The sequence below is a fragment of the Paraglaciecola marina genome, assembly GCF_004360155.1.
GTDB lineage: Bacteria > Pseudomonadota > Gammaproteobacteria > Enterobacterales > Alteromonadaceae > Paraglaciecola > Paraglaciecola marina.
Genome location: NZ_SAIS01000004.1, coordinates 152,958 through 176,465, shown reverse-complemented (window position 1 = coordinate 176,465; position 23,508 = coordinate 152,958). Strand labels below are relative to the sequence as shown.

The window sequence follows — 23,508 nt, the reverse complement described above, 5'->3', positions numbered from 1 at the left end:
ACCTTATGTCAGTTGCTCCTTTTCACTTGGCTATTCCTGTAACAAATTTACAAGATTCAGAAGTTTTTTATGGACAGTTATTAGGCTGTTCCAAAGGCCGTAGCTCGCAGCAGTGGATTGATTGGAATCTTTTTGGACATCAACTGGTAACCCATTTGGTGGCAGAAATGCCGAGTTTACCGCAGCATAATATAGTCGATAGTCATGCCGTGCCTGTGCCACACTTTGGGGTGGTGCTTGAGTGGCAAGATTGGCAAGCTTTAAGTGAAAAATTGCAGTCGGCCCTTGTAGATTTCGTGATAGAGCCCCATATAAGATTTAAGGGGCAAGTTGGCGAGCAAGCCACCATGTTTTTTCTTGACCCTTGTGGAAATGCCCTAGAATTTAAGGCATTTCAAGATATTGAGCAATTATTTGCAAGCTGAAGATCTTGCTTAATATGGAATACTCAGAATACCTTCAGTCTTAGTTAGCTATCATTTTTTGATTATTGATAGGTTTTATAGAAGCTGAAGTTTAATTTTATTCAATGGTTAAAAGACTCCGCAAGGTCTATGCTTTTATCCAATCAAATAAGAGGACAACACAATGAGTTCAATTAACATTGGTATTAATGAGCAAGACCGTGGAGTTATCGCCCAAGGGTTAAAGTGCTTACTTGCCGATTCATATACCTTGTATCTTCAAACCCATAACTTTCATTGGAACGTAACAGGTGCACAGTTCAGAGAGCTTCACCTAATGTTTGAAGAGCATTACACCGAACTAGCCGTTGCTGTAGATGATATCGCAGAACGTATTCGTACCCTAGACGTGGCGGCACCCGGAACATATAAAGAGTTCGCTAAGTTGAGTTCAATTGCAGAAGTTGATGGTGTACCTTCTGGTACTGAAATGGTAAAAATCTTATTAGCTGGCCACGAAGCTGTAGTGAAGACGTGCCGTAAAGTGTTAGTGTCAGCTCAAGAAGCTGATGATGAGTCTTCTGCGGCGCTTGTCTCTGATAGAATGCGAATTCATGAGAAAACAGCTTGGATGCTAAGAGCGTTAAGCTAATCGACCTCACTTAACTTGCAGGATCTTGTTTATTCAAATTATAGATGATTCCTTAACCACATTAAAACGGCCAAAGCAGGTCAAGCTGCTTTGGTCGTTTTGGTTTTCAGGCTTTTTATTTCTTAGTGTGGCTAATAGTGCTGAGTTTTCTGGAAAACTCGATACGCAGATAAGGCTAGATGAACGTTCTGGTAAAGACTTGCGTTATCAATATCGTGTTCGGGCTTATCCGTCGTTGGTATTCGGTGAAAACAGCGATTGGAGTGTTAATGGCTTTGCGGTAACCGGTGATAGTTTTTCGTCTAGTCATAATACTTTCAACCATAGTGTCAGTGACAATTTGTATTTACGGCGGTTATTTTTACGCTACGCATCCAAAGATGGTAAAACTGAGCTAGGGGTTTTGCCTACCTATAAAGGTAGGGTTTCATCTACTGGGTTATCGAAAGATGGTTGGATTAAAGGCTTACGCCACGTGCAAAATGTGGCTCATGGGCAGTTTGAAATTGTGTTTGGTGAACTTAAAAATACCCAAGCTAGCTCAGCTTTACATTTAGCCAAAGACCTTAATTTTTTTGAATTAGAATACTCAGGAAATATTAACTCCCATTTTAGTTTTGAGGTAAGCGCAGAGCATCTATTGACCGATAATTTTGCGTCTGGTGAAGTGCGTTACCAAGCAGGCATAGGTGTAACCTACGCAACAGAGCTTATCCATAACGTCTCGTCTGACGGATTAAAATTGGTGCTTAGTGCAGCAACTACTGTGGAGTTGTTTTCGCAACAGCTGGAGGTGTTTGGCTACTACAGCTATGTGTCTGAAAGCTTTGGAGCTAGAGCCGAACTCACAGAAGACTTTTTAGCTACGGGCCATGGTCTAGCTATAGAGGTTGAGTCTAGCTTAAATTTTGTACCTTTAGATTGGTTCGCTAAATTTGAAGTGCATGATGACAACACGCGGGCCCAATTGGGGATAAAATACGCCTTGAATTTCTAAGCCGTTTTAACGTCTAGGTCTGTGTCGCTGTGTCGGTTATTTTAGACTCGTTTTTAGGTTCAATGTAAGCCTGATAACGTCCCGGTTTATGATTAACGGCAACGAGTAGGTTTAAGGTTATTGCTCCAACAATAGAGAGAATGACCAAGTCAAAGCTAAAAATAAAAATCGATGAAGATAAAATCAATGCATCTATCAACAACCCAAATTTACCTGCGCGAATATTGAATTTATTTTGCAGGTACAGCGCTAAAATTCCTAGACCTCCTAAGCTAGATTTGTGTCTGAACATGATTAACACACCGACACCAATTAATATCCCGCCTACTATGCTAGAAAAGAGCGGCTCAATATGAGAAATAGTGATAAAAGAGCCCATTTTCTCTGTCATAACCGATACCACAGTCACTGATATAAAGGTGTTAATGGTGAAACGTTTACTTAAACGTGTCCATGCAATGTAGTAAAAGGGAATGTTCACTAGAAAAAATAACAGACCAAAACTAAGGCTAGTTAAGTGAGTACCTATGATTGCAATACCCGCAGTACCACCGGTAAGTAAGTTGTGTTTTTCAAATAAAACAATGCCAAAAGACACTAAAACTCCAGCACAAAACAATGCGATTAGATCTTCATAAAATCTGTGGCTTGGAAAATTCATGTGGGTATCCCTTCGTCTTTTCTTGAGTGGGTAACTTTGGCGCGGATTTTACACAAAGCGTTGTGGTTGAATAGCCTACCCCTAGAGATAGGTAAAAGGATTTTTAGCGGAAGTGTATAACTTTCTTTACGAATTACTGGTTAATAGTGGCACTAGCGTGATTTTTAGTCTGAGAGCATTTAACCCTCTAAATGCTTCCTTATTGACGACTAACAAATTTAGATTTCTACAATGGTGACTTCTATTCCTAGTCGTCTCAAGCCATCTAAATAGTCTTGAGGGATATTTTGGTCTGTCACTATTCTTCTAACACCTGCGGGTTCTAAAATTTTATGTAGGCAAACTTGGCCAAACTTTGAAGAGTCAGTGACGACGATTACTTCACTAGCCACTCTGCACATAAGTTTATTAAGTAGAGCTTCCGCCTCAAAATGAGTGGTGATCCCTCGTTCCATATGGAAGCCATCTACCCCTAAAAATAGTTTATCTACATGTAGATCTCTTAAGGTGTTTTCTGCACAACTTCCAAAAAAAGACTGGCTCTTACGCCTAAGAGTGCCGCCTAATAACATGACATTAAGTTTTTCATGATGGGATAGTTCATTCAAAATGTTTAAGCCGTTAGTCACAATAGTTACATTTTCTTTATTGGCTAAGTGTGTGGCTATTTGTAGCGTAGTAGAACCAGAATCTAAAATGATAGAGTCGCCATCTTTAACTAAGTCTGCCGCTACCGTTCCTATGCATGATTTTTCTTCAGCGTGTAAAGTTTGTTTATCATTGACAGTGACTTCAGTTTCGATAATACCGTTTTCTTTAAGCATCGCGCCACCGTATGAACGAGTGGCAATGCCTTGCTGTTCCAAGAACCTTAAATCTTTTCTGATGGTGACAGTTGATACGTTATATATACTAGCTAGGGCAGGCACTTGAACACTGCCTTTATCTTTGAGCATTTTAGATATTTCTACTCGTCTTTGGCTAGTATCGCGCATTAAATTTCCTTATGGTTCTTTCGGTGTTAAGTGTTTTGGTCGATATCATACCCACAATGAAACTTTTATTCAATAAAAGGTTTCACTTCGCTTGGCTGCCTTTCAACTTTATAAGTTTGAGTTACACTTCAGAAATTAATTTTTGTAAAACAGCTTCAATAAATGGCTTATGGTTTGGTTTAAATCCCCTATGTATAAGTCTTACCTTTCCTTTGGCATCAATGAATATACCGGTAGGCATGGCATTAACGCCATAAGTTTTGTCAACTTCGGAGCCAAAGCCACTAAGATGCTCAAAAGATACTGGATATTGTTGCAAAAATGCTTCGGCGAGCTTAGGTTTTTCATCCAGGTTAATCGATACGATTTCAAACCCCTGTGCGTGGTAATTTTGATAAAGTTTAGACAGAATAGGGAAAGAGGTTCGACAAGGGCCACACCAAGAGGCCCAAAAATCCAGATACACCACTTTTCCTGCAAAATCGCTTAGTTTAACAAGATTTTCATTATGCATAGATGAAAGCGAAAAATTGGGAGCGAGATCACCAACTTGCAACGCATTCACCTGCTTGCTAAGTCCTACACTAGTAAACAGTATTAATAAGATAGCTAACTTCATGGCCTTAATTCCTAATTATCTAGTGAGTGATGGGAATGAGTTCGAGTAGCAGATAATCATTAAACGCTACTTCTAACATTGCATTGGGCCCACTGACTGTACCTAGATCTTGGTCATTGATGTAATCATAGACTTGATAGTGACCGGTTTGTAAACCGCGCAGTTCAATATCACCATTCCACTGTTTGGCATAAAATCCATAGTATAGGCGCTCACCTTTGGTGATAGCGTGAGCTTCTGGTAGGTCAAAACCAATATCGTAAAGCTCACCTAGATATTCACCTTTAGGCAGCATTTTTTCGTTGTACAAAGCAATCCATTTACCCCACTCTTGTTCTTGCTGGGTATTTAATAGAAAAGCTTCAGCTGCCTTGTTTTCTGAAGGAATGGTAAACTTTGTGCCTACTACTGCCCCTATTCCTAATGATGAAGCAAAATCACTGGCGTTATCACTTAATTCGACATGGTCACCATAATAAGGGGCTGACTCTCCCATTAATCCTTTCAATGTTTTGCCCTTGAGACGAACTTGCCATGATGTCAGTGGGTCTGAGCTAACGGCTTGGTTCATGTAAGGTAAGTTATGAAACGCGTAAGAAGTGCCACATGGACATATTTCAACTACCGCTTGCTTGTCTATTTCAAGGGCAGTGTCGTACACCATTTTCCAAAACTCGGCTAATTTTTCTACAGATTCGTTTGGTGATGCATGATTGTGTTTAGGGTTATAACAAGGGGGAACCCCATTTAGGTGTTGGCCATCAATCTTTAACCCTGAATAACCCCAAGTTCCCATCATTTTCTTAACCAGTTCTTTGGTATATTCAATGGTGCCTTCATAGGCTGGGCAGAGGTAGAAGCTATTCCACCACGTCACATCATGCACTGCACCGTTTTCGTCAAGGAGTAGCATATCTGAATGTTCATGTAATAAGTCGGTACCTGGATCCACTGCTAATGGCGCCCACCATAACTTAGCTTTTAAACCTTGGTCGTTAATTGCTTTTACAAAGGCTTGCATATCTTTGTCGCCATTCGGAAACTTCTCTGGGTGTAAATACCAGTCACCTTCTGCTGTTTGCCAACCATCATCTAATACAGCCCACTTTAACCCCATTTCTTTGGCTTTAGGCAGAGTGGCCAGCACTTCGTCAACACTAAAATCTCGTTCGTAACCCCATGCACACCATATGGATTCGTAGGCTGAATCGGGAATGTCATCCATTTTTAAGCCTTTATCAGCCATAGTGTTTCGATAATTTTTGAGAGTGGCGTAGTAGTCGCCTTTGTGCACATTGACGAAGGTTTCAATTGTTTGAGTCGATTGTCCTGGAGCCAGCCGAACGGTTTGCTCTAGCTCTATGTGTAACTGCGCAGCGTGACTATTTTCTGGGTAGCTAACGGGAATCGCTACCAGTTTAGGGTCTACTTCACTATGACCTACAGCTAGCCCTATGTCTTTTCTCCATATATCCGAAATTGCTGTACCGCTACCATAATCTGAAGCATTCATGCCCATATAATTTTGTTGCGAAAAGCCAGGTTTTAAAGGCATAACCCAATCACGTCTGTCAGAGAATGAAGCCCCTTGGTATGACCAAAATGCAGCTTGTTGTGACGTATTATCTGAATCGCTAGTCAGTGCGTAGTGATTATTGACCCACTTTATAATTTTCATCGGTTGGTCTGAGGTATTGTCATAAATCAGGCTGAAAAATAGCATCGAAGGATATGCATCGAAACGTTTTATTGAGATTGTTTTTCGTAACCCTAAAGTCGAATCTCCAAGTATAGTAACTTGCTTTCCTGGGCCTAGTTCAGTGTCAATGTCATGTTCAGAACGACTTATAAAAGCAAACTCACTGATGACCTTGCCCCCTTCCAAAATTACATATTCACTGGCTTGAAAATTGCCAATCTTCTGCATGGTGCCATCTAGGTTAGAGATGACTCGGCTGTGTAAATTTTGGTCGAACTCAATGCTAATTAATTCGTTCGTGACTGTGTAAGTAGTTTGTGGCCTAGCGTGGTTTTTCTCTACTAATGATTGGCTGGTGTGAGTGCATCCAATTATGCTTAATGTCAGCAAACTGCTGAACAACAAAATTACCACATTCTTTTGCAGTGTCATCTTCATAATAACGTCCTATTGTAAAATCGTAAGATTAGTGTTTTTCAATATTGGTTTTGTCTTCGGGTTCAATGGCGAGAATAACAGCGGCAATGATTGCCAAGGCTATACCTAGCATTTTTGCGTCTGAGGGAACTACACCCATTAATATTATGGCCAGCACAGCTGATATAAGCGGAGCACCAGCATTTGTGAGGGGAGAAACTAAAATAGCTTTGCCGTGCCTAAACGCATAGACCAAGCAAAGCGCGCCAACCGAATTCAGGACTTGGATGCCTGCAGTGGTTAATAATACCGAGCCACTGGTGTTTATCTCTTGAGTGAAGTCCGTCATGGCATATGCCACTGGGATAAGCGCTAGTGCGGTGATTGTCATGTAAAAGAAAATACTTTCAGCACTCATGCTTTCATTTGAGAATTTCATAAAGAATGCTTGTAGCCCCCAAGCAGCCATCACAAATAAAGCTAAGGCAAACCACAGCAAGCCTTGACTCTGAGACTCTGCTGGCCCAGCCGAGTATTCAAATAAAGGTAAGGCAATGAGCGCTAACACTATACCTAATGCCCCAAATTTTCCGGTGCGTTCCCTTAATAGCCCAAAAGATAAGGCAATGGTGATAATGGGAGAAAGAGAAACAATGGGAAATATTAAATAAGCAGGGCCTACATTGACGGCTTGAAATAACAACATCTGGCCACCGGAGCCAAGTAAGCCAATTGAGCATCCAAGTATCACTGAGCGTTTATCATAATCTAGTTTCCAAGCAATGAGCTTTAGAGCAATAAGGCAGGGGGGGATCATCGTTAGTGCCCATATTGAATAGACCAAAGTAGAAGGGATGGTTTCATTTGCGAACAAGCCTGTCATCGCCCCCCATAAACCCCAAGATAAGGTGGTGATCAAGGCAAATACTAGCCACTTTTTTGATTTCATTTTTTTCTCCATAACATGCTATTTATTATCCGCTAAAAAATATAAACATCGTTTTATTATAAAATTTTCACTCGCTCTCAATAAGCTGTAGTGAGCTAATAGGTCGCTTTGAAAATGTTTTTTTAAGACGGATTAAGTCGTATAAGTTGTAATGAGATGCAAGTAACGCATATATAGGTGCTAGGTATCCATGCTTATGGCCCAAGCTTAGTGCGTCTGGTGGGAGTTGCTGTAAAGCGCTTGCGTCGATGCTGTACATCCCATTAATGATACTTTTTTCACCAGATAAATATTTCATACCTAAACGCACAGGTTTCAGCAATTTTAATTCTAAAAGCCATTCAACGAATGCCATGCTCTGCAATTTTTGTTGATAGGATTGCTGTAAACGCTGCAAGGTGGTGTTTAGTGTTTCACTAGGGCGACCGGACTTATAGAGTAGCTGCCCTTGATCATTGGATAACAGTGGGCTGCTGGTATCGATATGGGGTGACCATTGGTTGTCAGATGTTTTTGCCATAGTAAAAGGCCAACATTGCATACTTTCAGAAACATAACTTGCCCGCCATTGTGTATCGCTATAGAACAGGTTTTCTTTTTCTTCTAGTCCGAATAATGCCACACTAAACAGCTTTCCCGTTGCTCTATCCTTAATGAAGTAAATTGGGTAACAGGTGCTGGCTGGAGCAAATTCATTTACATGTAATGGAGTAAACTGAATAGTCTTAGTGTAGGTAAATAGAGGGTCGACATTTAATTTTAAGTCTTTGTGGGTGCTAGGATTTAGGGCTTGTATATGAGAATTTGCCATCTTAAATTTCCATGAATCCATACTGATGAATTTTATCTATTAATTCTCTGTGTTTAGGTAGCCTAATAGATAGTTTTTGTTGTTCCTGTTGTCTCAAGTCAAAAAACTTATTCGCAAGTTCTGAATTGTCTAATGTGTGCTTGGCGGCGGCAAAGTTAGTTTTAAACCCCATACCATAGAGTACATATTGGTAACTTGGGGCTCGAAATAGGTCTAGTTGGCTAGCAAAGTCAATATCTGAGGGAGGCATATGTTTCCAGTCTTCTAGTAGCGCTTGCAATGAGGTTGGTATTGAGCTGGCTTCGCGGTTATCACGCCAATATTGCTCTGAGCGTTGGCTTAAAACGTAATGTAGTTTTAGAAAATCAATGACTCTGTGCCATCGATAGATAAAAGCATGGTTGAACCGCTTGGCACAACTCGGCATAGACTCATACGTAGCCGGAAATTGATCAGCGAGCATAGTGGCAGCGGTTTCTACAAACATTAATGCCGATGCCTCTAAAGGCTCGAGAAAGCCAGCAGATAGTCCAATGGCAACGCAATTATTTTTCCAAGATACCTCCCTGTGGCCCGCTTTAAATGAAATTTTACGAAATTCAGTGGGTACTGATTGCGTACCTATATACATCTGTAACTGCTTTTTAGCTTGTGTGTCAGAGCAGTGCTGGCTTGAATAAACATACCCCACACCTCGGCGGTGGGGTAAACCGATATCCCATATCCAGCCTGCAGGTTGGGCGCTAGAACGAGTAAAGCAAGGAATAGACTGGTCTTCACTCGCATAGGGAACATGTGCGGTTATGGCGCTGTCGTTAAAAAGGATATGCTGTTTAGAGATAAACGGCACATCAAGTGCCTTGCCTAACAAAATACTTGAAAAACCACTGCAATCTATAAATAAGTCTCCGTGCACAGTTTGATGATGCTGGGTAACTACCGCGCTAATATTTCCTGCTATACAGGTTTTTACGTCGACGACTTGGTCTTCAATATGTTTGACATTAAGCTTGGTTAAACAGTGATTTTTTAAAAGAGAGGCAAATTTCGCCGCATCTAAATGGTACCCGTAATTAGCCAAGTCTTTGTATTCTGCGGTACTAATTAACTTGGGCGCTAAACCTTGTTCACATAATGATTCTTGGCAACTTACAGCCCTAGAGAATGAAGCGTCAATCTCACTATCTTGCCCCCAGAAATTAGCTAGATTAATACGTGGATATCCCTTAGTACTATTGAATGGGTGAAAATAAACATCTGATTTATCACCCGTTACCCATCCCTCAAATTTACTGGCTTGTTTAAAGGTAGCATCGCATTGGGTGATTAAATCAGTTTCGGTAATGCCTATACGTTTTAAGGTATTGCGCATGGTGGGCCAGGTCCCCTCACCCACTCCTATAGTAGGCACACTCTTTGACTCAATTAAGGTGACTTTAGGTGCTCCTTGGATTGAGGCGAATTTTTTTGCCAAAATGGCTGCGCTAATCCAACCTGATGTTCCGCCACCTACAATGATTATGTTATTGACTGATTTATTCATGACAAAGGAGGAAACTTTTATTGATTAACTCAAATAGCAGCAAAATGGGTGAGCATTTTGCTGCCAGCTATTGTTGTTAAAAAGTATAACGAGCGCCGAATTTTAAGGTTCTACCGTAGACTTGAATATTGCCTGGCAGATCGTTGCGACCTTGGAATGTGCGGTTTGACTCGCCTAATAGATTGTTTCCTTCAACGAACAATTGGGCATTGTCATTTACGTTATAATTAAAAGAAGCACTTACCATGGACACGGCATTCGTCGTACTTTGATAGTCATCTCCAAGAGGACTGAATGAATCGGCAACTAACTCACCCGTGTAGTCCAATGCTATTTGTGTACTGATTTTGTCTTTCTCGTAAATTAGAGATAATGAATAAGAATTGTCAGCCACCCCAACTAGTGCTCCGGCATCAACGCCATCGACTACTGTGCTAGAGTCGGTATAAGCATAACTTGCAGTTACACCAAAACCATTTTCAAAAAACTTCTGAATACCTAATTCAAACCCTTTAACTTTAGCCGTATCGCCATTAATTGGCTGAGTCACTGTAAAGTTTTCACCTGCAATAACTACATTGGTGGTATTCAAGGTGATAAAGCCATCTAAATCCTTCCAAAATAGAGAGGCGCTGAGTAAGCTGTTCTCTTCAAAATACCATTCTAATGCAGCATCGATTTGATTTGAGTAAACGGGCTCAATGTCAGGGTTACCGCTAATATTCATAGTGAATAATCCTGATTGAGCATTGTCTGTTGTTAAAGGAGCCATTTGGTCAATTGTGGGGCGAGATAGTGATTTTGCAGCAGCAGCTCTAAATAATAAATCTTCTTGCAGGTAAATGCCGAAGTTGGCCGCAGGTAAGAACTTTGTATAACCTCCTTTTGCAGTTTGCGCGGAACCATCAGAATATTCTACATCCCATGAAGGATTTGACGAGTCTGGATCAACAACGTCTATCGACAGAATGTTGTTATACGAATATGCGGCAGTCACATCGGTATCTATTACCCTTGCGCCAATATTTGCGTACCAATTGTCACCTTCTAAATTGGCTTGGGCATATAAGGCTGTTGTATCTTCTGTTATGTCATAAGAATTAACTGGGTTGTAGACTGGCTCCCAAAGAGCTGATTCATTTTCGCCAAATGTACGAGTGTTGCCGTTATAGTCTGTTAGTGTCATTCCGTCAGATGCAGCAAGTCCTAAAGCATAATCAGGAATACTGAAAATAGGAAACGATCTAGGAAAGTTGCCTGATTCGCCGTCGAAAAGGTTGTCGTAAGGAAAAGGTAATACAACATCAGCGCCCACTTCACCAAAAGTAAAAGGGTATCCACAATAATTACATGCTCCTGCGCTGTAGTTATCATAGGCTGTATTTGTTTTATTTCGACTGGTATATGCAATGCCAAAGTCTACACTCACCAAATAGTCATGACTGAATTGCCAATCACCATCCAAGGTATAACCAGTGACTTCATCTTCTATATCACTGCCATCACGTGCTGCCCAATGAGGTGAAAAGTCATCATTTCCAAAGTCATCGGAGCTACGGCCTTCGGTCCAGTTAGGGATGTAATCTGGTAAGCCACCCGCATTTAGGCTATATGTACCTGAGTGCGCACCAGGCGAACCCGCTACTACAAAGGTGTTTTTTCCTCCAGAATCACGCTCAGAGCTAGACCGGTAAATATCACCTTTAATGGTTAGATCATCAGTTACCATATACTCAGCACTTAAGGCGAACATACTACTATCTACTGTGCGGTGTTCATCTAATGTTACTACTTCCATAGTCACATCTGCGATATCCATTTGAGTGACTACGTTACCATCTAATACAATGTTGGTAAGGCGGTCTTGTGCAGCACTTGCATCTACCATATAAAATGATTGAGTGTAGCCTGTAGAGTCCGCTTCTAATTGAGTTATCATCATATCTGCAGTGACTTCTAAACGGCTATTTGGGCGCCACTGTAATGAAGAGGTTAGGCCATTGCGTTTGAAGTCTGTGGCATAAGCACCTAGAGCGTATGACCCCGGGATCACCAAATTTTCTTCATCTGAGCTAATCGTGCCGTCATTGTTGACGTCATAACTCAAACCATCATTTACGCCAAACACATAGTTGTCTATCATCTCATCAGCTCTTTCAGTACCTGATGACGAACTAAGACTGACAATAAAGCCAAGAGTGTCATCCGCAAAAGTGTTACTGAATACACCATTGAATTTTTTACCTACCTCTTCAGAAAGGTCATTGTAATCGCCTGTGACAGATACAACTCCCTGCATGCCTGGATTATCAAATGCGCGGGCTGATTTGAGGTTTACCGCACCACCAATGCTGCCTTCAACATTTTTAGCTTGAACTGTTTTCCATACATCTGCACCGCTTATCATTTCTGAAGGGATAACGTCGAAAGCAAAATTACGCCCTCCATCGTCGGTCGCTAAAATTCGGTTGTTGAGGGTAACGATACTAAACTCTGGTCCTAAGCCTCGAATATTAACGTACTGAGCCTCCCCACCACGGGTCCTACTTACTGTAATACCAGAAATATGAGAAAGAGAGTCTGCGACATTGTCATCTGGAAAGCGTCCTAACTCCTCAGCTGCTATTGAGTCTACAAGAGATTTTGCTTCCTTTTTGTTAGACAAAGATTCTGCCAAGCTACTTCTCACTCCAGAGACTGAGATGACTTCTGTATCATCCTGTGCAATAGCCTGTGGAACTGACATAACGGATACAACCGCTATGGATAGTGCTGTTCTTCTAAACTTTCTTTCCAGTATTTTTATCATCTCTTCACCCTCTCATTTTTATTTCAGTTTGTAATGTTGTTCTAGTAGTCAAACAAAATTTGATAAGCTGGAATTGATAATGAAGCCAAATGAAACTCAAGTCAAGGCAATAGGAAATAAAATGAAGTTGTATAGGTTTTTCGTTTCATTGATTGTTCTTATGTTTAGCTTTATTATACTTTTACTTAAAAAAAGTAAGCATATGAAACATTGTGTGTTATATTCTATTTGTTTTTGTTTCACTTTGATTCCTTTGGTGGAGTTTAATCGTTAGATAAGAGGTAAAAGATTTGGAAGCATTATTACAAATGGTGCAAAGGCACAAAGCAGGTGAGATAACCGGTGTTTATTCGGTATGTTCTTCTCACCCTTTAGTCATTGAGGCTTCAATGCGTCATGCGTTGAAGCAAGGCGAAACCTTAGTTATTGAAGCAACTTCTAATCAAGTAAACCAAGATGGTGGTTATACGGGTATGCGCCCTAATGACTTCTGTAATCTGGTTTTTTCGATAGCAGATACAGTAGGTTTACCACGAAACCGTGTCATTATGGGAGGCGATCACCTAGGTCCAAACTGTTGGCAAGATTTAACTGCCGAAGAAGCTATGCAGAAGTCAGATATATTAATTGCAGAGTATATCAAGGCAGGCTTTAGAAAAATTCACTTAGACTGTTCAATGTCATGCAGTGATGACCCTGTGCCTTTAGGTGATGATTTGGTTGCATTAAGAGCGGCTAGGCTTTGTGCGGTTGCAGAACAAACGTGGCAACAAGTGGGTGGCGAAGCACCCGTATATATTATAGGAACTGAAGTGCCAGTTCCTGGTGGTGCTCAGGAAGGTTTAGATGATCTGACTCCCACTTCAGTAGAGGCGGCAACCGAAACCATTGCAATTCATAAACACGCTTTTTTTGATGCAGGCCTTAAATTAACATGGCCGAGGATCATTGCATTGGTTGTGCAGCCAGGTGTTGAATTCGATCATCATAAAGTGATGGCGTTTAAGCCAGAAAAAGCCCAGGCACTCAGTCAAAATATTGAAAATGATCCCCTTATGATCTACGAAGCGCACTCAACAGACTATCAAACTGCTGAGCACTTGGCTGATTTGGTTAAAGGACACTTTGCCATTCTCAAGGTTGGACCATGGTTAACCTATGCTTTACGTGAAGCATGTTGGGCGCTAGATTTAATCGAGCAAGAGTGGATTGAGCAGGCAAACCGTGCAAATTTGAAACAAACTTTACTGCAAGCCATGCAGGACAAGCCTGTCTATTGGAAGAAGTATTATTCACAAGACACCAAAGAACAGGCATTGGATTGTCAATATAGCTTGAGTGACCGTATTCGCTACTACTGGCCACAACCGGAGGTCACAGCTAGTTTGAATAAACTGATTGAAAACTTAGATAACACTCCACCACCTCTTACATTAGTGAGCCAGTACTTGCCTAATCAGTATGGCGCTATAGTGAATGGAGAGATAGGTACCAGTACTCAAGAACTGATTTTTCATAAAATATCAGAAGTGTTAGCACAATATTCAGCTGCTTGTCATAGCAATTAAGCCGAACTACGAAGGAGGTGTAAAATTATGACCTATTTAGATTACTCAGAAGCAACATTACGAAGTATGGATGCTTATTGGACTGCCAAAGAAATTGAGCAGCAACCCGCGACATGGCAAAAAACTTATCAAATGCTAGAGGCTAACAAAGGCAAAATAGAAGCGTTTTTAAGGCCAGTGTTAGACACCAAAAATATTCGCATAATTTTGACTGGTGCAGGTACTTCAGCATTTGTAGGTGCCAGTATTGCCCCTGCTATTTTAAAAAGCTTTGGTGGCCGAGTTGAAGCCATTCCAACTACAGACTTGGTGTCTAATCCCCATGAGTTCTTTCAAGAGGATGTACCCACTTTATTAGTGTCATTCGCTCGTTCAGGGAATAGCCCAGAAAGTGTTGCAGCATTTGAGTGTGCAGAAAAACTGGTAAAAAACTGCTCTCAAATTGCGATTACTTGTAATGCAGAAGGGGCCTTGTATAAACGTTGCCAAGGTGACAATAAACTTGCGTTGCTTATGCCAGAAGAGACCAATGATAAGAGCTTCGCTATGACTTCAAGTTTTAGTTGTATGTTGTTGACTGCTCTTTACGTGTTTTGCCCCTCGGATGCTTTCGAACAGCACTTAACTGCAGCGATTAATGCGACCTCAGCATTATTGAAAACCTACAATATGATGTTGAAAAGTGTGGCAATGAAAAAGTTCGAGCGTGTGGTTTATTTGGGTAGCGGTGTATCTAAAGGCTTGGCTCAAGAGGGAGCTTTGAAGTTACTTGAACTAACAGACGGGCAAGCATTGTCTACCTTTGATTCACCTCTAGGGTTTCGCCACGGGCCGAAAGCAGTGGTTAATGATAAAACCTTAGTGATTATTTTTATTTCAAACGATCCATACACTCGACAATATGACCTAGAGTTACTCGCAGAATTACAGAATGATCAAGAAGTTGGGCAGATTTTATCAATTACGGCTAAAAGTGACCCAGTGTTTAAACAAGGTGAGTGTGTGATGTTGGATAATATGTCTGAGGTTGACGATACTTATTTAATGTTCCCATTTATTGCGTCTGCTCAGGTGTATGCCTTACAACATTCTTTGGCGATAAATAATACGCCAGATAATCCAAGTTCATCGGGTACGATTAATCGTGTGGTTCAAGGAGTGCATATCCACGCCTTGTAAGTGAGATATGGTTAGAAGAGGTAAGTCTCATGTTTTTAGGTGTTGATGGCGGGGGCACAAAAACCGCGTTTGTGCTCATTGATAAAAATGGTCACATTTTAGCTGAACATTCAGAGCCAACCTGCTATCACATCCAAGTGGGACTTGATGGAGCAAGGAATGTCATTGAAAGTGGCATTTCAAAGACGCTACATTTAGCTAAAAAAAACGTTAATGACCTTACTTACGCTTTCTTTGGGTTACCCGCTTTCGGTGAAGATAGTGAAGTCGATAACCGCATCTCCGAGTTGCCCAGTAGTATATTGTCAGCAAAGCAATACCAATGTGACAATGATATGGTGAACGGCTGGGCAGCTGCATTTGGTGGGCAGGACGGCATTAATATTGTAGCTGGAACTGGATCTATTGCTTACGGCGTGCGAAAAAATCAGCGTGCTCGTTGTGGTGGTTGGGGAGAACTGTTTAGTGACGAAGGCTCAGCATATTGGGTTGCCATAAACGGGTTGCGTGCATTCTCACAAATGTCTGACGGTAGATTAAAAAAAGGGCCTTTATACGAAGTCATTAAACAAGACTTAGCTATTGGGCAAGATTTAGATATTACCGGACTCGTATTGTCTAAGTGGCAAGGCGAGCGTAGCCGGATTGCAGCGGTATCAATTTTGGTGAGCAAAGCTGCGGGTTTAGGGGATTATGAAGCTTTGAGGATCATGGAAGAAGCCGGCAAAGAGCTAGCTAAAATTGTACTCAGTACCCGTGAAGTGCTAGGTTTTACTGAAAATGAGCATGTTAACCTTTCATTTTCGGGCGGTGTGTTTCGCTCGGGCTCATTGGTTTCTAAGCCAATGAAAGACGCCCTTAATCAAACTACATTGCGTTTTTCTATTTCATCACCTTTGTATAGCCCTGTAATTGGCTCGGCTTTGTATGCTATGCATTTATCAGGTGAAACTGCCTCTAAGTCATGCTTACATAAGTTGCAAAACCTCTAAATTCAGAGTCATGCTAGCCTATCAAGTAACAGTCAGAAAAGCATAGTAAATGGTCATAGGTAATTTCTGACATCTGACTTTATCAAGATGAATCTAATTCTATTACCCCCATCCAATATGAACCACGCTTTTAGGGTGGTTTGCGTTACGCACAGATGAGCCGCTCTATCACCAGAGTATGTTTGGAAACCTCAATAAATCTGCAGTTATGATACGTTTCTTGAATGGGATTTAACCTTAACTTTAACGATATTCCCTAATTGCTGCAAAATGAAATTTACTATGTCTTTTCTATATAAAAAATCATTTTTTAATGTCACTTTTTGTTTCACTTGCGTTTTTTTTGACTATTTATGTTTCGTTTCGATAATGTTTTGAAATTTCATTTGATTTCAGTGTTTCTTTTTGATAAAAAGTTTATGACATATTGATTACACATAATAAAAAACTAAATCGAGTGGTGAAAATATGAATAATAAATTTAGGAAAACAAGACTGACTCTGGCAATAAGCCTGCTATGTAGTTCGGCATTTACTTATGCTGCTGATGAAGAAGTCATGGAGGATGAATATGAAGTCATCACAGTGACTTCTTCTCAGAAAAGTCTTATCAAGGCGTTGGATGTGAAACGTGAGAGCGATTCTATTGTCGATGGCATTACAGCAGCTGAGTTAGGTGTTTTCCCTGATGCTAACGTAGCAGATTCGTTATCACACATCACAGGTATCACCATAGATAGAACATCTGGAGGTGAAGGACAAGGCGTGAGTATTCGTGGTTTGGGGCCAGAATTTAGTATTGTTACAATCAATAATCGTATTATGGCAACAGATTCATCAAGTCGTGACTTTGCTTTTGACGTTTTACCTTCTTCGGTTATTTCTGAAGCTTGGGTGCATAAATCAGTTACCGCTTCGCAATTAGAAGGCAGTATTGGTGGCGCTATCAATCTTAAAACTGCTCGACCGTTTGACAACGCTGGTACTCATGGTGCTTTCGGAGCTGAAGGTATATATCGAGAACAGGCAGATAAATATGGTTACAAGTTAACAGGCGTAGGTAGTCATACATTTAATGATGACACTATGGGTATTTTAGTTTCTGCCCTATATAGCAGAGCGCCAACTCGAACTGATGAATTGTCAGATAATTGGTGGGAGCCTTCAACCAGTACAAATTGGTCTTGGGATCGAAATGGTGATGGCCTAACGAACGACCCAGCGGATAACGAGTTAATTTTCCCAGGTACCATTGCCTATACTGCTCGTGAAGAAAATAAAGAGCGTACAGCGATTTCTGCCGCATTCCAATACAGACCTAATAGTGATTTAGATATTGTTGTTGACGCATTATGGACTCGTTTAGACACGCCCAGTAAAGGTTATACCGAATCTTATTTTTTCCCAGACGTTATCGCAAGTGGCACAGATGCTACATATGGTGGAATAAAAACTGAGTTGAATCCGCTAGGCACATTAGTTACCGGTCTAACCGTGCAAAATCTCTTACCGCAATTGGTGACGCTTGAAGAGCATCGTGTTGTAGACACTGTCAATTTGGGGGCAAACTTTACCTATAACGTGACTGAAAACTCAGTGTTAACCGGTGATGTATATATGTCTAATGCAACTCGCGAAGCCGGTGGCAAAGATAGATTTGTTGTTTCTGTGCCTGTAGTTGCTGGTGAGACAACCGCTAGGATGGAATTAACAGATGGCGGTTTACCAAGCATTACCTTAGATTTTGCTGATAATGAGGGGGGGATCACTGAAGTCAGTGACATTGTTGGAAATGGTCAATTTGGTCCTCATTTTACTCGGTTAGAAGGCATTAATATTGACGATGAAGTGATAGGAGCTTCATTGGAACATCAGATTTTTTTGGATTTGGACGTTATAAATAGTGTTGAATACGGTGTGGTATACAACAAACGAACTAAAGAACGTGAGCAGTATGACAATAGCGCCAACATGTCATTGTATAGCGGAGCGCCATTTACATGGGACGATGTTGATGCTGATGTAGTAAAAGCTTTTCCGTTTGATAATTTTCTTGATGGCGTAAGTGGAGATTTTCCTCGCGAGTTTGCGATATTTGATGTTGCCAATGCATTTGAAGCAATCAAGTCAGCAGATGGGAATGCGAATGTTATCAACCCTCTTACGGGTGAGCCCTATGTCGATGGCTACTCGGATACATTGTTTCCCGTTTTTAACTCTAATTTGTCAGGCGCTGTTGAAGAAGAAACTGTGTCTATCTTTGTACAAGCTAACTTTAGCACCGAATTCGATTTTGTGAACATCTCCGGTAATCTAGGTGTGAGGTATGTGCAAACTGATGTGACATCCACTGGTTGGGATAGACCCATTTTAAGCGTATCAGAGGCGCCTGAAACTATTTGGGCTTCTGTAGTTGATTATGGGCCTACCGTTGCAATTTCGGTCGAAAATGATTACGACAAACTATTGCCTTCTATGAATCTTCAGTTCGAATTTTCAGAAGAGCTACTTGTACGTTTGTCGTACGCCGAAGTGATGTCAAGGCCGGGCATAGACCAGCTATCAACACAGGTAGATCATGACGCCCTTACTTATAATCAATGGTACATCACTAATATTGGTGACCCCAATTTAAGCCCTGTAACCGCTCAGCAAGCCGATATATCTATTGAATGGTACTACAAAGAGGGTTCTTCGATTAGTGCTGCTGTATTTCAAAAAGACATTAGAGGCTTTGTGCAATCAGGTATAGATCTTTATCAAGATAATCCAGAAGATAAACCTACTTATCTTGTGGAGAACCCAGTACGTTGGGCCCCATCAGGTATGTATGAAGAAGTGGCCTTTACGATTGCAGGACCAAGAAATTTAGACCAAGCAAAAATCTTAGGATATGAATTTGCCTTGCAACACTTCTTTGATTCAGGTTTTGGTATTACATCTAATTATACTTATATCGATACAGAGTCTATCGTCAGTGGATTTTCAGTCGGTGTTTTAGAAAATATACCAGACACCTCTTACTCTCTCAGCCTGCTGTATAACAACGATAAGATGAGTTTAAATTTATCGGCTTATCATTCAGAGGCTTTTGTAACCAGTCATTGGTCGCCACTCAATGTTTATGATGCAGATGGTAGTGTTACCGATACCTATAAAAGTATGGCTTCGCCAACTACATGGGCATCTGCATCGGCAACCTTCTATGTGGCTGAAGGTCTAGAAGCTTACGTGCAACTAGATAACTTATTAGATGAAGGCTGGCATGGTTTCAGTGGCACCACTAACTTACCGGGTAGTTATGCTGAGTGGGGCCGAACCGCAAAAGCAGGTGTACGTTATAAGTTTTAATCAATATACCCGATCCCTTAAAAATCATGATGGACACCCATAAAAAGTTGGCGTCTATATTAGGCGCCCATCAATAAACATATACAGCAGAGCAATTTCTTATGAAGAGTTTAAAATATATATTTGTACTGAGTTTACTGTCTATAACGTTAAGCGGTTGCTGGGAGCAAGAGCTAGAAAGTAATGTAGAGCCAGTTGATGAAGCGCTTGTCGCTGCTATTGCAGAAGCAGAAGCAGAAGCCGCTGCACAGGCGGAAGCAGAAGCCATTGCCGCAGCAGAAGCTGCAGAAGCCGCAGCCTTAGCCGCCGCAGAAGAAGCCGCAGCAAGTGCAGAAGTCGCACTACTTACCGAAACCGATGATGATATTAGCCCACTTGGAAATGATATTGACTATGTGTCTTATAAAGTTGTCGATACTGACTTAGTCATAACACAAGCCCATAAAGCTGCTAAAGACGCATGGCATACCATTCGAGTATATGTAAATACCGATGACACCGATACCACAAGTACGCCGATAGCGGGCGGGGCGGCAAGCTTAACTGGCTTAGTTGCCGAATATGGATATAACTTTGAATATACTGGAGAAGGCTGGAACGCTTCGAAAAAAGACGTAGATCAAGGTGGTTGGGTTGATGCAGATACAACTGCAACAGCGACAGGTGGTGACACTGTAATTACGACTATCACAATTCCATTAAGTGAAATTGGCGAACCAGTGGACGTCGCAGCATTCGATATTATGTTTGTAGGCACCGGAGCTGGGTGGGGAACAGATCAAGCCCCCAATGATGCAATGTTTCAATTTGATAAACCAATAACCATTGAAATTGAGGAAGCAGATGATGATATTACCCCTCTTGGTAATAACATTGAGTCAGTGACCGTTAATATAGATGACAGCGACTTAGTCATTACACAAAAGCATAAAGCTGCCAAAGATGCTTGGCATACGATCAGTGTATATTTGAACACAGATGATAGTGATACCACTACTGAACCTATGGCTGGCGGTGCGGCAAGTCTAACAGGCTTAGTTGCTGAATATGGATATAGCTTTGAATATACCGGAGAAGGCTGGAATTCTTATAAGAAAGTTGTGGATCAAAGCGTTTGGGTCGAAGCAGAAACCACAGCAGCTGCACAGGGCGGTGATTCTGTTTACACGACCATGTCTATTCCGCTAAGTGAAATTGGTAATCCTACAGATATAACGACAATCAAAATGATGTTTGTAGGAACAGGAGCTGGGTGGGGAACAGATCAAATACCTGATGCTGGTATGTATGATTATACTGCTGAAGCACCTTAAATCTGTCTATTAAGCTAGATAAAACGGTGCCTTTGTTAGGTGCCGTTTTTCTCAAAGCTTAATTATGTTAATCCTCTTCTTGCGCTCAAAATATCACTGGTGTGCAAAGAAATAGGTTTTTTATCGAAAACAAAGACACCTGTTCGTATTAGCTTCAACCTAAAGTCTTTTACTCACTGGCTATTTTCATTGGCAAAATCACCGACCTTATATCTGCACTCAGGATAAAACTGATTTAAACAGACGTACATTAGGAACTTATGATAATTCTTCAAAATATATTGATATTTAGTTTATTGATCGCTGCTTTATCTAGTTGTAGCGGCAGCACTGGTTCTGGTCAAGAAGTAGGCGGCAATGAGACGCCAACTATTCCGAGTGTTTCTGAGCCTGAAACAGCACCAGAAGCTGAATTATTAGGGGGCTTCACTGTAACGAACAAATATTATATTAAATCTGATGAAGACATTGCTAACCCTAGCAGAGGTTTCTATCAGCACACAGAAACACAAACCAGTGCGTTTATACCTTTAAATAAAGACGATTTGGTCGCCAATAGAAATGGCTATCAAGCAGCTGATGCGAGTTATAGCGTTAATGCCACCATTATTTTAAGAGCTTTTATTTTAGATAACTACGTTGACAACGCAACGTTGTCGAGCCAGACCTTAAGCCAAACTCAAACTGATTTTGATACCGCCCGAGAAGCTGGCATTAAGATGGTGGTACGTTTTTATTATCATAAAAATGCTAGTGAGCCTTATGGCGATCCTGATAAAGCCACAATTCTTGCTCATATTGAGCAACTACAACCCATTTTGACCGAAAATGCTGATGTTATATTAACCATACAACAAGGTTTCATTGGTGCGTGGGGCGAGCAATACTACACCGATAACTTTAGTCCCGCCGGAGACGTTAGTGCTAGCTATACTGACCAAAATTGGCTTGATAGAAGTGAAGTATTGGCCGCGTTGTTAACGGCAACTGCTGAGTCGACTATGGTGCAAGTAAGAACACCACAAGCGAAACAAAAGCTTATATACGGCGCTGATGCGCCAATTACTGCTGGACTTAGTGGAACAGAGGGTAGTTTAACGGCTGATGGTGCTTTTAGTGGTGGAGATATTGCCCGGATTGGTTTTCATAATGACTGCTTTTTGACAGACGATTCTGATACTGGTACCTATGCTGATTATGGTACTGCCGGAGGAGAAAAACAGGGTAATGCAGTGGGTATTCTAAAGAGTTACCACCAAAACGATAGTCAATTTGTTATTGTGGGAGGTGAGACTTGCAAGGATGAGGATTGGGCTATTCCACCAGTGTCTTATGCAAATGATTGTAGTGATGATGTGGTTAATACCATGGATGAGCTTAATTATAGTTACCTCAATACTGATTATAATAATTCCGTCAATAACGATTGGACCGAGGGTGATGATGCCTGCATGGACGAAATTAAAAATAGATTAGGTTATCGCCTAGCGATGACTAGCTCTACAGCAGTGGCTACAGCCAATGCTGGCAATTATGTACCATTTTTGCTGACTGTTGATAATGATGGTTTTACGTCTGTCATTACTGCTATGGAGTTACGACTTATATTGAAGCATCAAATCACAGGACTAGAAACGACTATTGTTCTAGAGGCTACAGGCAATGATATACGCACTTGGCAATCCGGTACCACAGAAATAGGTGAGTACATTAAACTACCTGATAATTTGGCCATAGGTAGTTACGATTTATTCTTACATATTGCAGACGTGTCGAATCATGGTGTGATAGCCACACGCCCTGAATATAGCATTCAACTCGCTAATGTTGGCTTATGGGATGAGTTAAACGGTTATAATAATCTCGAGCAAACTATGACTGTCTCGGCATATGTGGAGGGGGAGGATAAAAACACAAGGCCAACAGAACCTTTAATTGAGCTTGAATCCGAACCGTCCATTCAGCCCGTGGTTGTGAATATTTCAATTGATGGTAATGCTAATGATTGGGATAGTATTTCGCTACTCGCTAGTGCCGAAAATCAACAAGTCACATCATTAAAAGTGATTGCTGATGAAACATATTTATATATAGCGATGGAGGGTAACGAGATGGGGCCTTATTTTGACTTGTTTATCAACTCTGACGGCGACAATTCTACAGGTTTCCAATCATCTGATTGGGCGTTGTCAGGTGCTGATTATTTAATTCAACAAGGCACTGGTGACATAGTTACTTTATATAAATCAACGGGTTCAGATTGGAGCTGGGAGCCACAAAATACACATAGTATTGAAGCTAACAGTTCAACTAACTTTATTGAGCTAAGTATAGAACAGAGCGATATTGACCCGATTAACTCGAGCATTAATATCGGGGTAAATGATGTTGATGTTATGTGGCAGGTTCAATCACGGTTGCCGCTGGCCGATGAAGTCATGTCGGCCTATAGTTTGCCTCTCACCGATTGAAATCAATCAGTGAACTATCGGTACCTTCAGAGGTTTTTAAATAGGGCGTCATCTTAAATTAAAACGTATTTTTAAGGC

Annotated in this window: 17 protein-coding genes; 9 read left to right on the top strand and 8 right to left on the bottom strand. The window is 41.1% G+C overall.

Translation table 11 applies throughout. The features are described 5' to 3' along the window. Positions 1–5 precede the first annotated feature (5 nt). From EOK74_RS10055 to EOK74_RS10045, 3 genes are all read left to right on the top strand, one after another. Positions 6–425: a VOC family protein gene (locus tag EOK74_RS10055; RefSeq protein ID WP_133469872.1), complete on the top strand. Its 420-nt coding sequence runs from the start codon at positions 6–8 to the stop codon at positions 423–425. A gap of 163 nt (positions 426–588) precedes the next feature. Beyond that, positions 589–1,056: a Dps family protein gene (locus EOK74_RS10050; protein ID WP_133469871.1), complete on the top strand. Its 468-nt coding sequence runs from the start codon at positions 589–591 to the stop codon at positions 1,054–1,056. Positions 1,057–1,081: 25 nt separating this feature from the next. Next, positions 1,082–2,053, top strand: coding sequence for a hypothetical protein (locus tag EOK74_RS10045; protein WP_133469870.1), 972 nt, complete (start codon positions 1,082–1,084; stop codon positions 2,051–2,053). 13 nt (positions 2,054–2,066) lie between these two features. Here EOK74_RS10045 and EOK74_RS10040 read toward each other — a convergent pair whose 3' ends face one another. The 8 genes from EOK74_RS10040 to EOK74_RS10005 form a co-directional block, all read right to left on the bottom strand. Further along, complete coding sequence (locus EOK74_RS10040) at positions 2,067–2,714, bottom strand: YitT family protein (protein ID WP_133469869.1); 648 nt, start codon at positions 2,712–2,714, stop codon at positions 2,067–2,069. 218 nt (positions 2,715–2,932) lie between these two features. Further along, a complete protein-coding gene (gene agaR, locus EOK74_RS10035) occupies positions 2,933–3,709 on the bottom strand; it encodes a transcriptional repressor AgaR (RefSeq protein ID WP_133469868.1) in 777 nt (258 codons plus the stop codon). A 121-nt stretch (positions 3,710–3,830) separates the two neighbouring features. Further along, positions 3,831–4,328: a TlpA family protein disulfide reductase gene (locus EOK74_RS10030; RefSeq protein WP_133469867.1), complete on the bottom strand. Its 498-nt coding sequence runs from the start codon at positions 4,326–4,328 to the stop codon at positions 3,831–3,833. Between the two features lie 19 nt (positions 4,329–4,347). Further along, complete coding sequence (locus tag EOK74_RS10025; RefSeq protein ID WP_205964611.1) at positions 4,348–6,465, bottom strand: glycoside hydrolase family 36 protein; 2,118 nt, start codon at positions 6,463–6,465, stop codon at positions 4,348–4,350. Between the two features lie 28 nt (positions 6,466–6,493). After that, positions 6,494–7,393: a DMT family transporter gene (locus tag EOK74_RS10020; RefSeq protein ID WP_205964606.1), complete on the bottom strand. Its 900-nt coding sequence runs from the start codon at positions 7,391–7,393 to the stop codon at positions 6,494–6,496. Positions 7,394–7,460: 67 nt separating this feature from the next. After that, on the bottom strand, positions 7,461–8,204 hold the full coding sequence (locus EOK74_RS10015) for a SapC family protein (RefSeq protein ID WP_166638750.1): 744 nt from the start codon (positions 8,202–8,204) through the stop codon (positions 7,461–7,463). A 1-nt stretch (position 8,205) separates the two neighbouring features. Beyond that, a complete protein-coding gene (locus EOK74_RS10010) occupies positions 8,206–9,747 on the bottom strand; it encodes a tryptophan halogenase family protein (RefSeq protein ID WP_133469864.1) in 1,542 nt (513 codons plus the stop codon). A 76-nt stretch (positions 9,748–9,823) separates the two neighbouring features. Next, positions 9,824–12,556, bottom strand: a complete 2,733-nt coding sequence (locus EOK74_RS10005) for a TonB-dependent receptor (RefSeq protein WP_133469863.1) — start codon at positions 12,554–12,556, stop codon at positions 9,824–9,826. A 290-nt stretch (positions 12,557–12,846) separates the two neighbouring features. Between EOK74_RS10005 and EOK74_RS10000 the strand changes: the two genes are divergently transcribed. The 6 genes from EOK74_RS10000 to EOK74_RS09975 all read left to right on the top strand — a co-directional run bounded on the left by EOK74_RS10000 (position 12,847) and on the right by EOK74_RS09975 (position 23,430). Then, a complete protein-coding gene (locus EOK74_RS10000; RefSeq protein ID WP_133469862.1) occupies positions 12,847–14,124 on the top strand; it encodes a D-tagatose-bisphosphate aldolase, class II, non-catalytic subunit in 1,278 nt (425 codons plus the stop codon). Positions 14,125–14,151: 27 nt separating this feature from the next. Beyond that, a complete protein-coding gene (locus EOK74_RS09995; RefSeq protein WP_133469861.1) occupies positions 14,152–15,303 on the top strand; it encodes an SIS domain-containing protein in 1,152 nt (383 codons plus the stop codon). 29 nt (positions 15,304–15,332) lie between these two features. Then, the gene (locus EOK74_RS09990; RefSeq protein WP_133469860.1) at positions 15,333–16,295 is read left to right on the top strand and encodes an N-acetylglucosamine kinase; all 963 of its coding nucleotides are present in this window, start codon (positions 15,333–15,335) and stop codon (positions 16,293–16,295) included. A gap of 468 nt (positions 16,296–16,763) precedes the next feature. Continuing rightward, positions 16,764–19,646: a TonB-dependent receptor gene (locus EOK74_RS09985; RefSeq protein WP_133469859.1), complete on the top strand. Its 2,883-nt coding sequence runs from the start codon at positions 16,764–16,766 to the stop codon at positions 19,644–19,646. Between the two features lie 101 nt (positions 19,647–19,747). Next, on the top strand, positions 19,748–20,959 hold the full coding sequence (locus EOK74_RS20955; RefSeq protein WP_205964603.1) for a hypothetical protein: 1,212 nt from the start codon (positions 19,748–19,750) through the stop codon (positions 20,957–20,959). A gap of 260 nt (positions 20,960–21,219) precedes the next feature. Then, on the top strand, positions 21,220–23,430 hold the full coding sequence (locus tag EOK74_RS09975; RefSeq protein ID WP_133469858.1) for a DUF4832 domain-containing protein: 2,211 nt from the start codon (positions 21,220–21,222) through the stop codon (positions 23,428–23,430). The last annotated feature ends 78 nt before the right edge of the window (positions 23,431–23,508 follow it).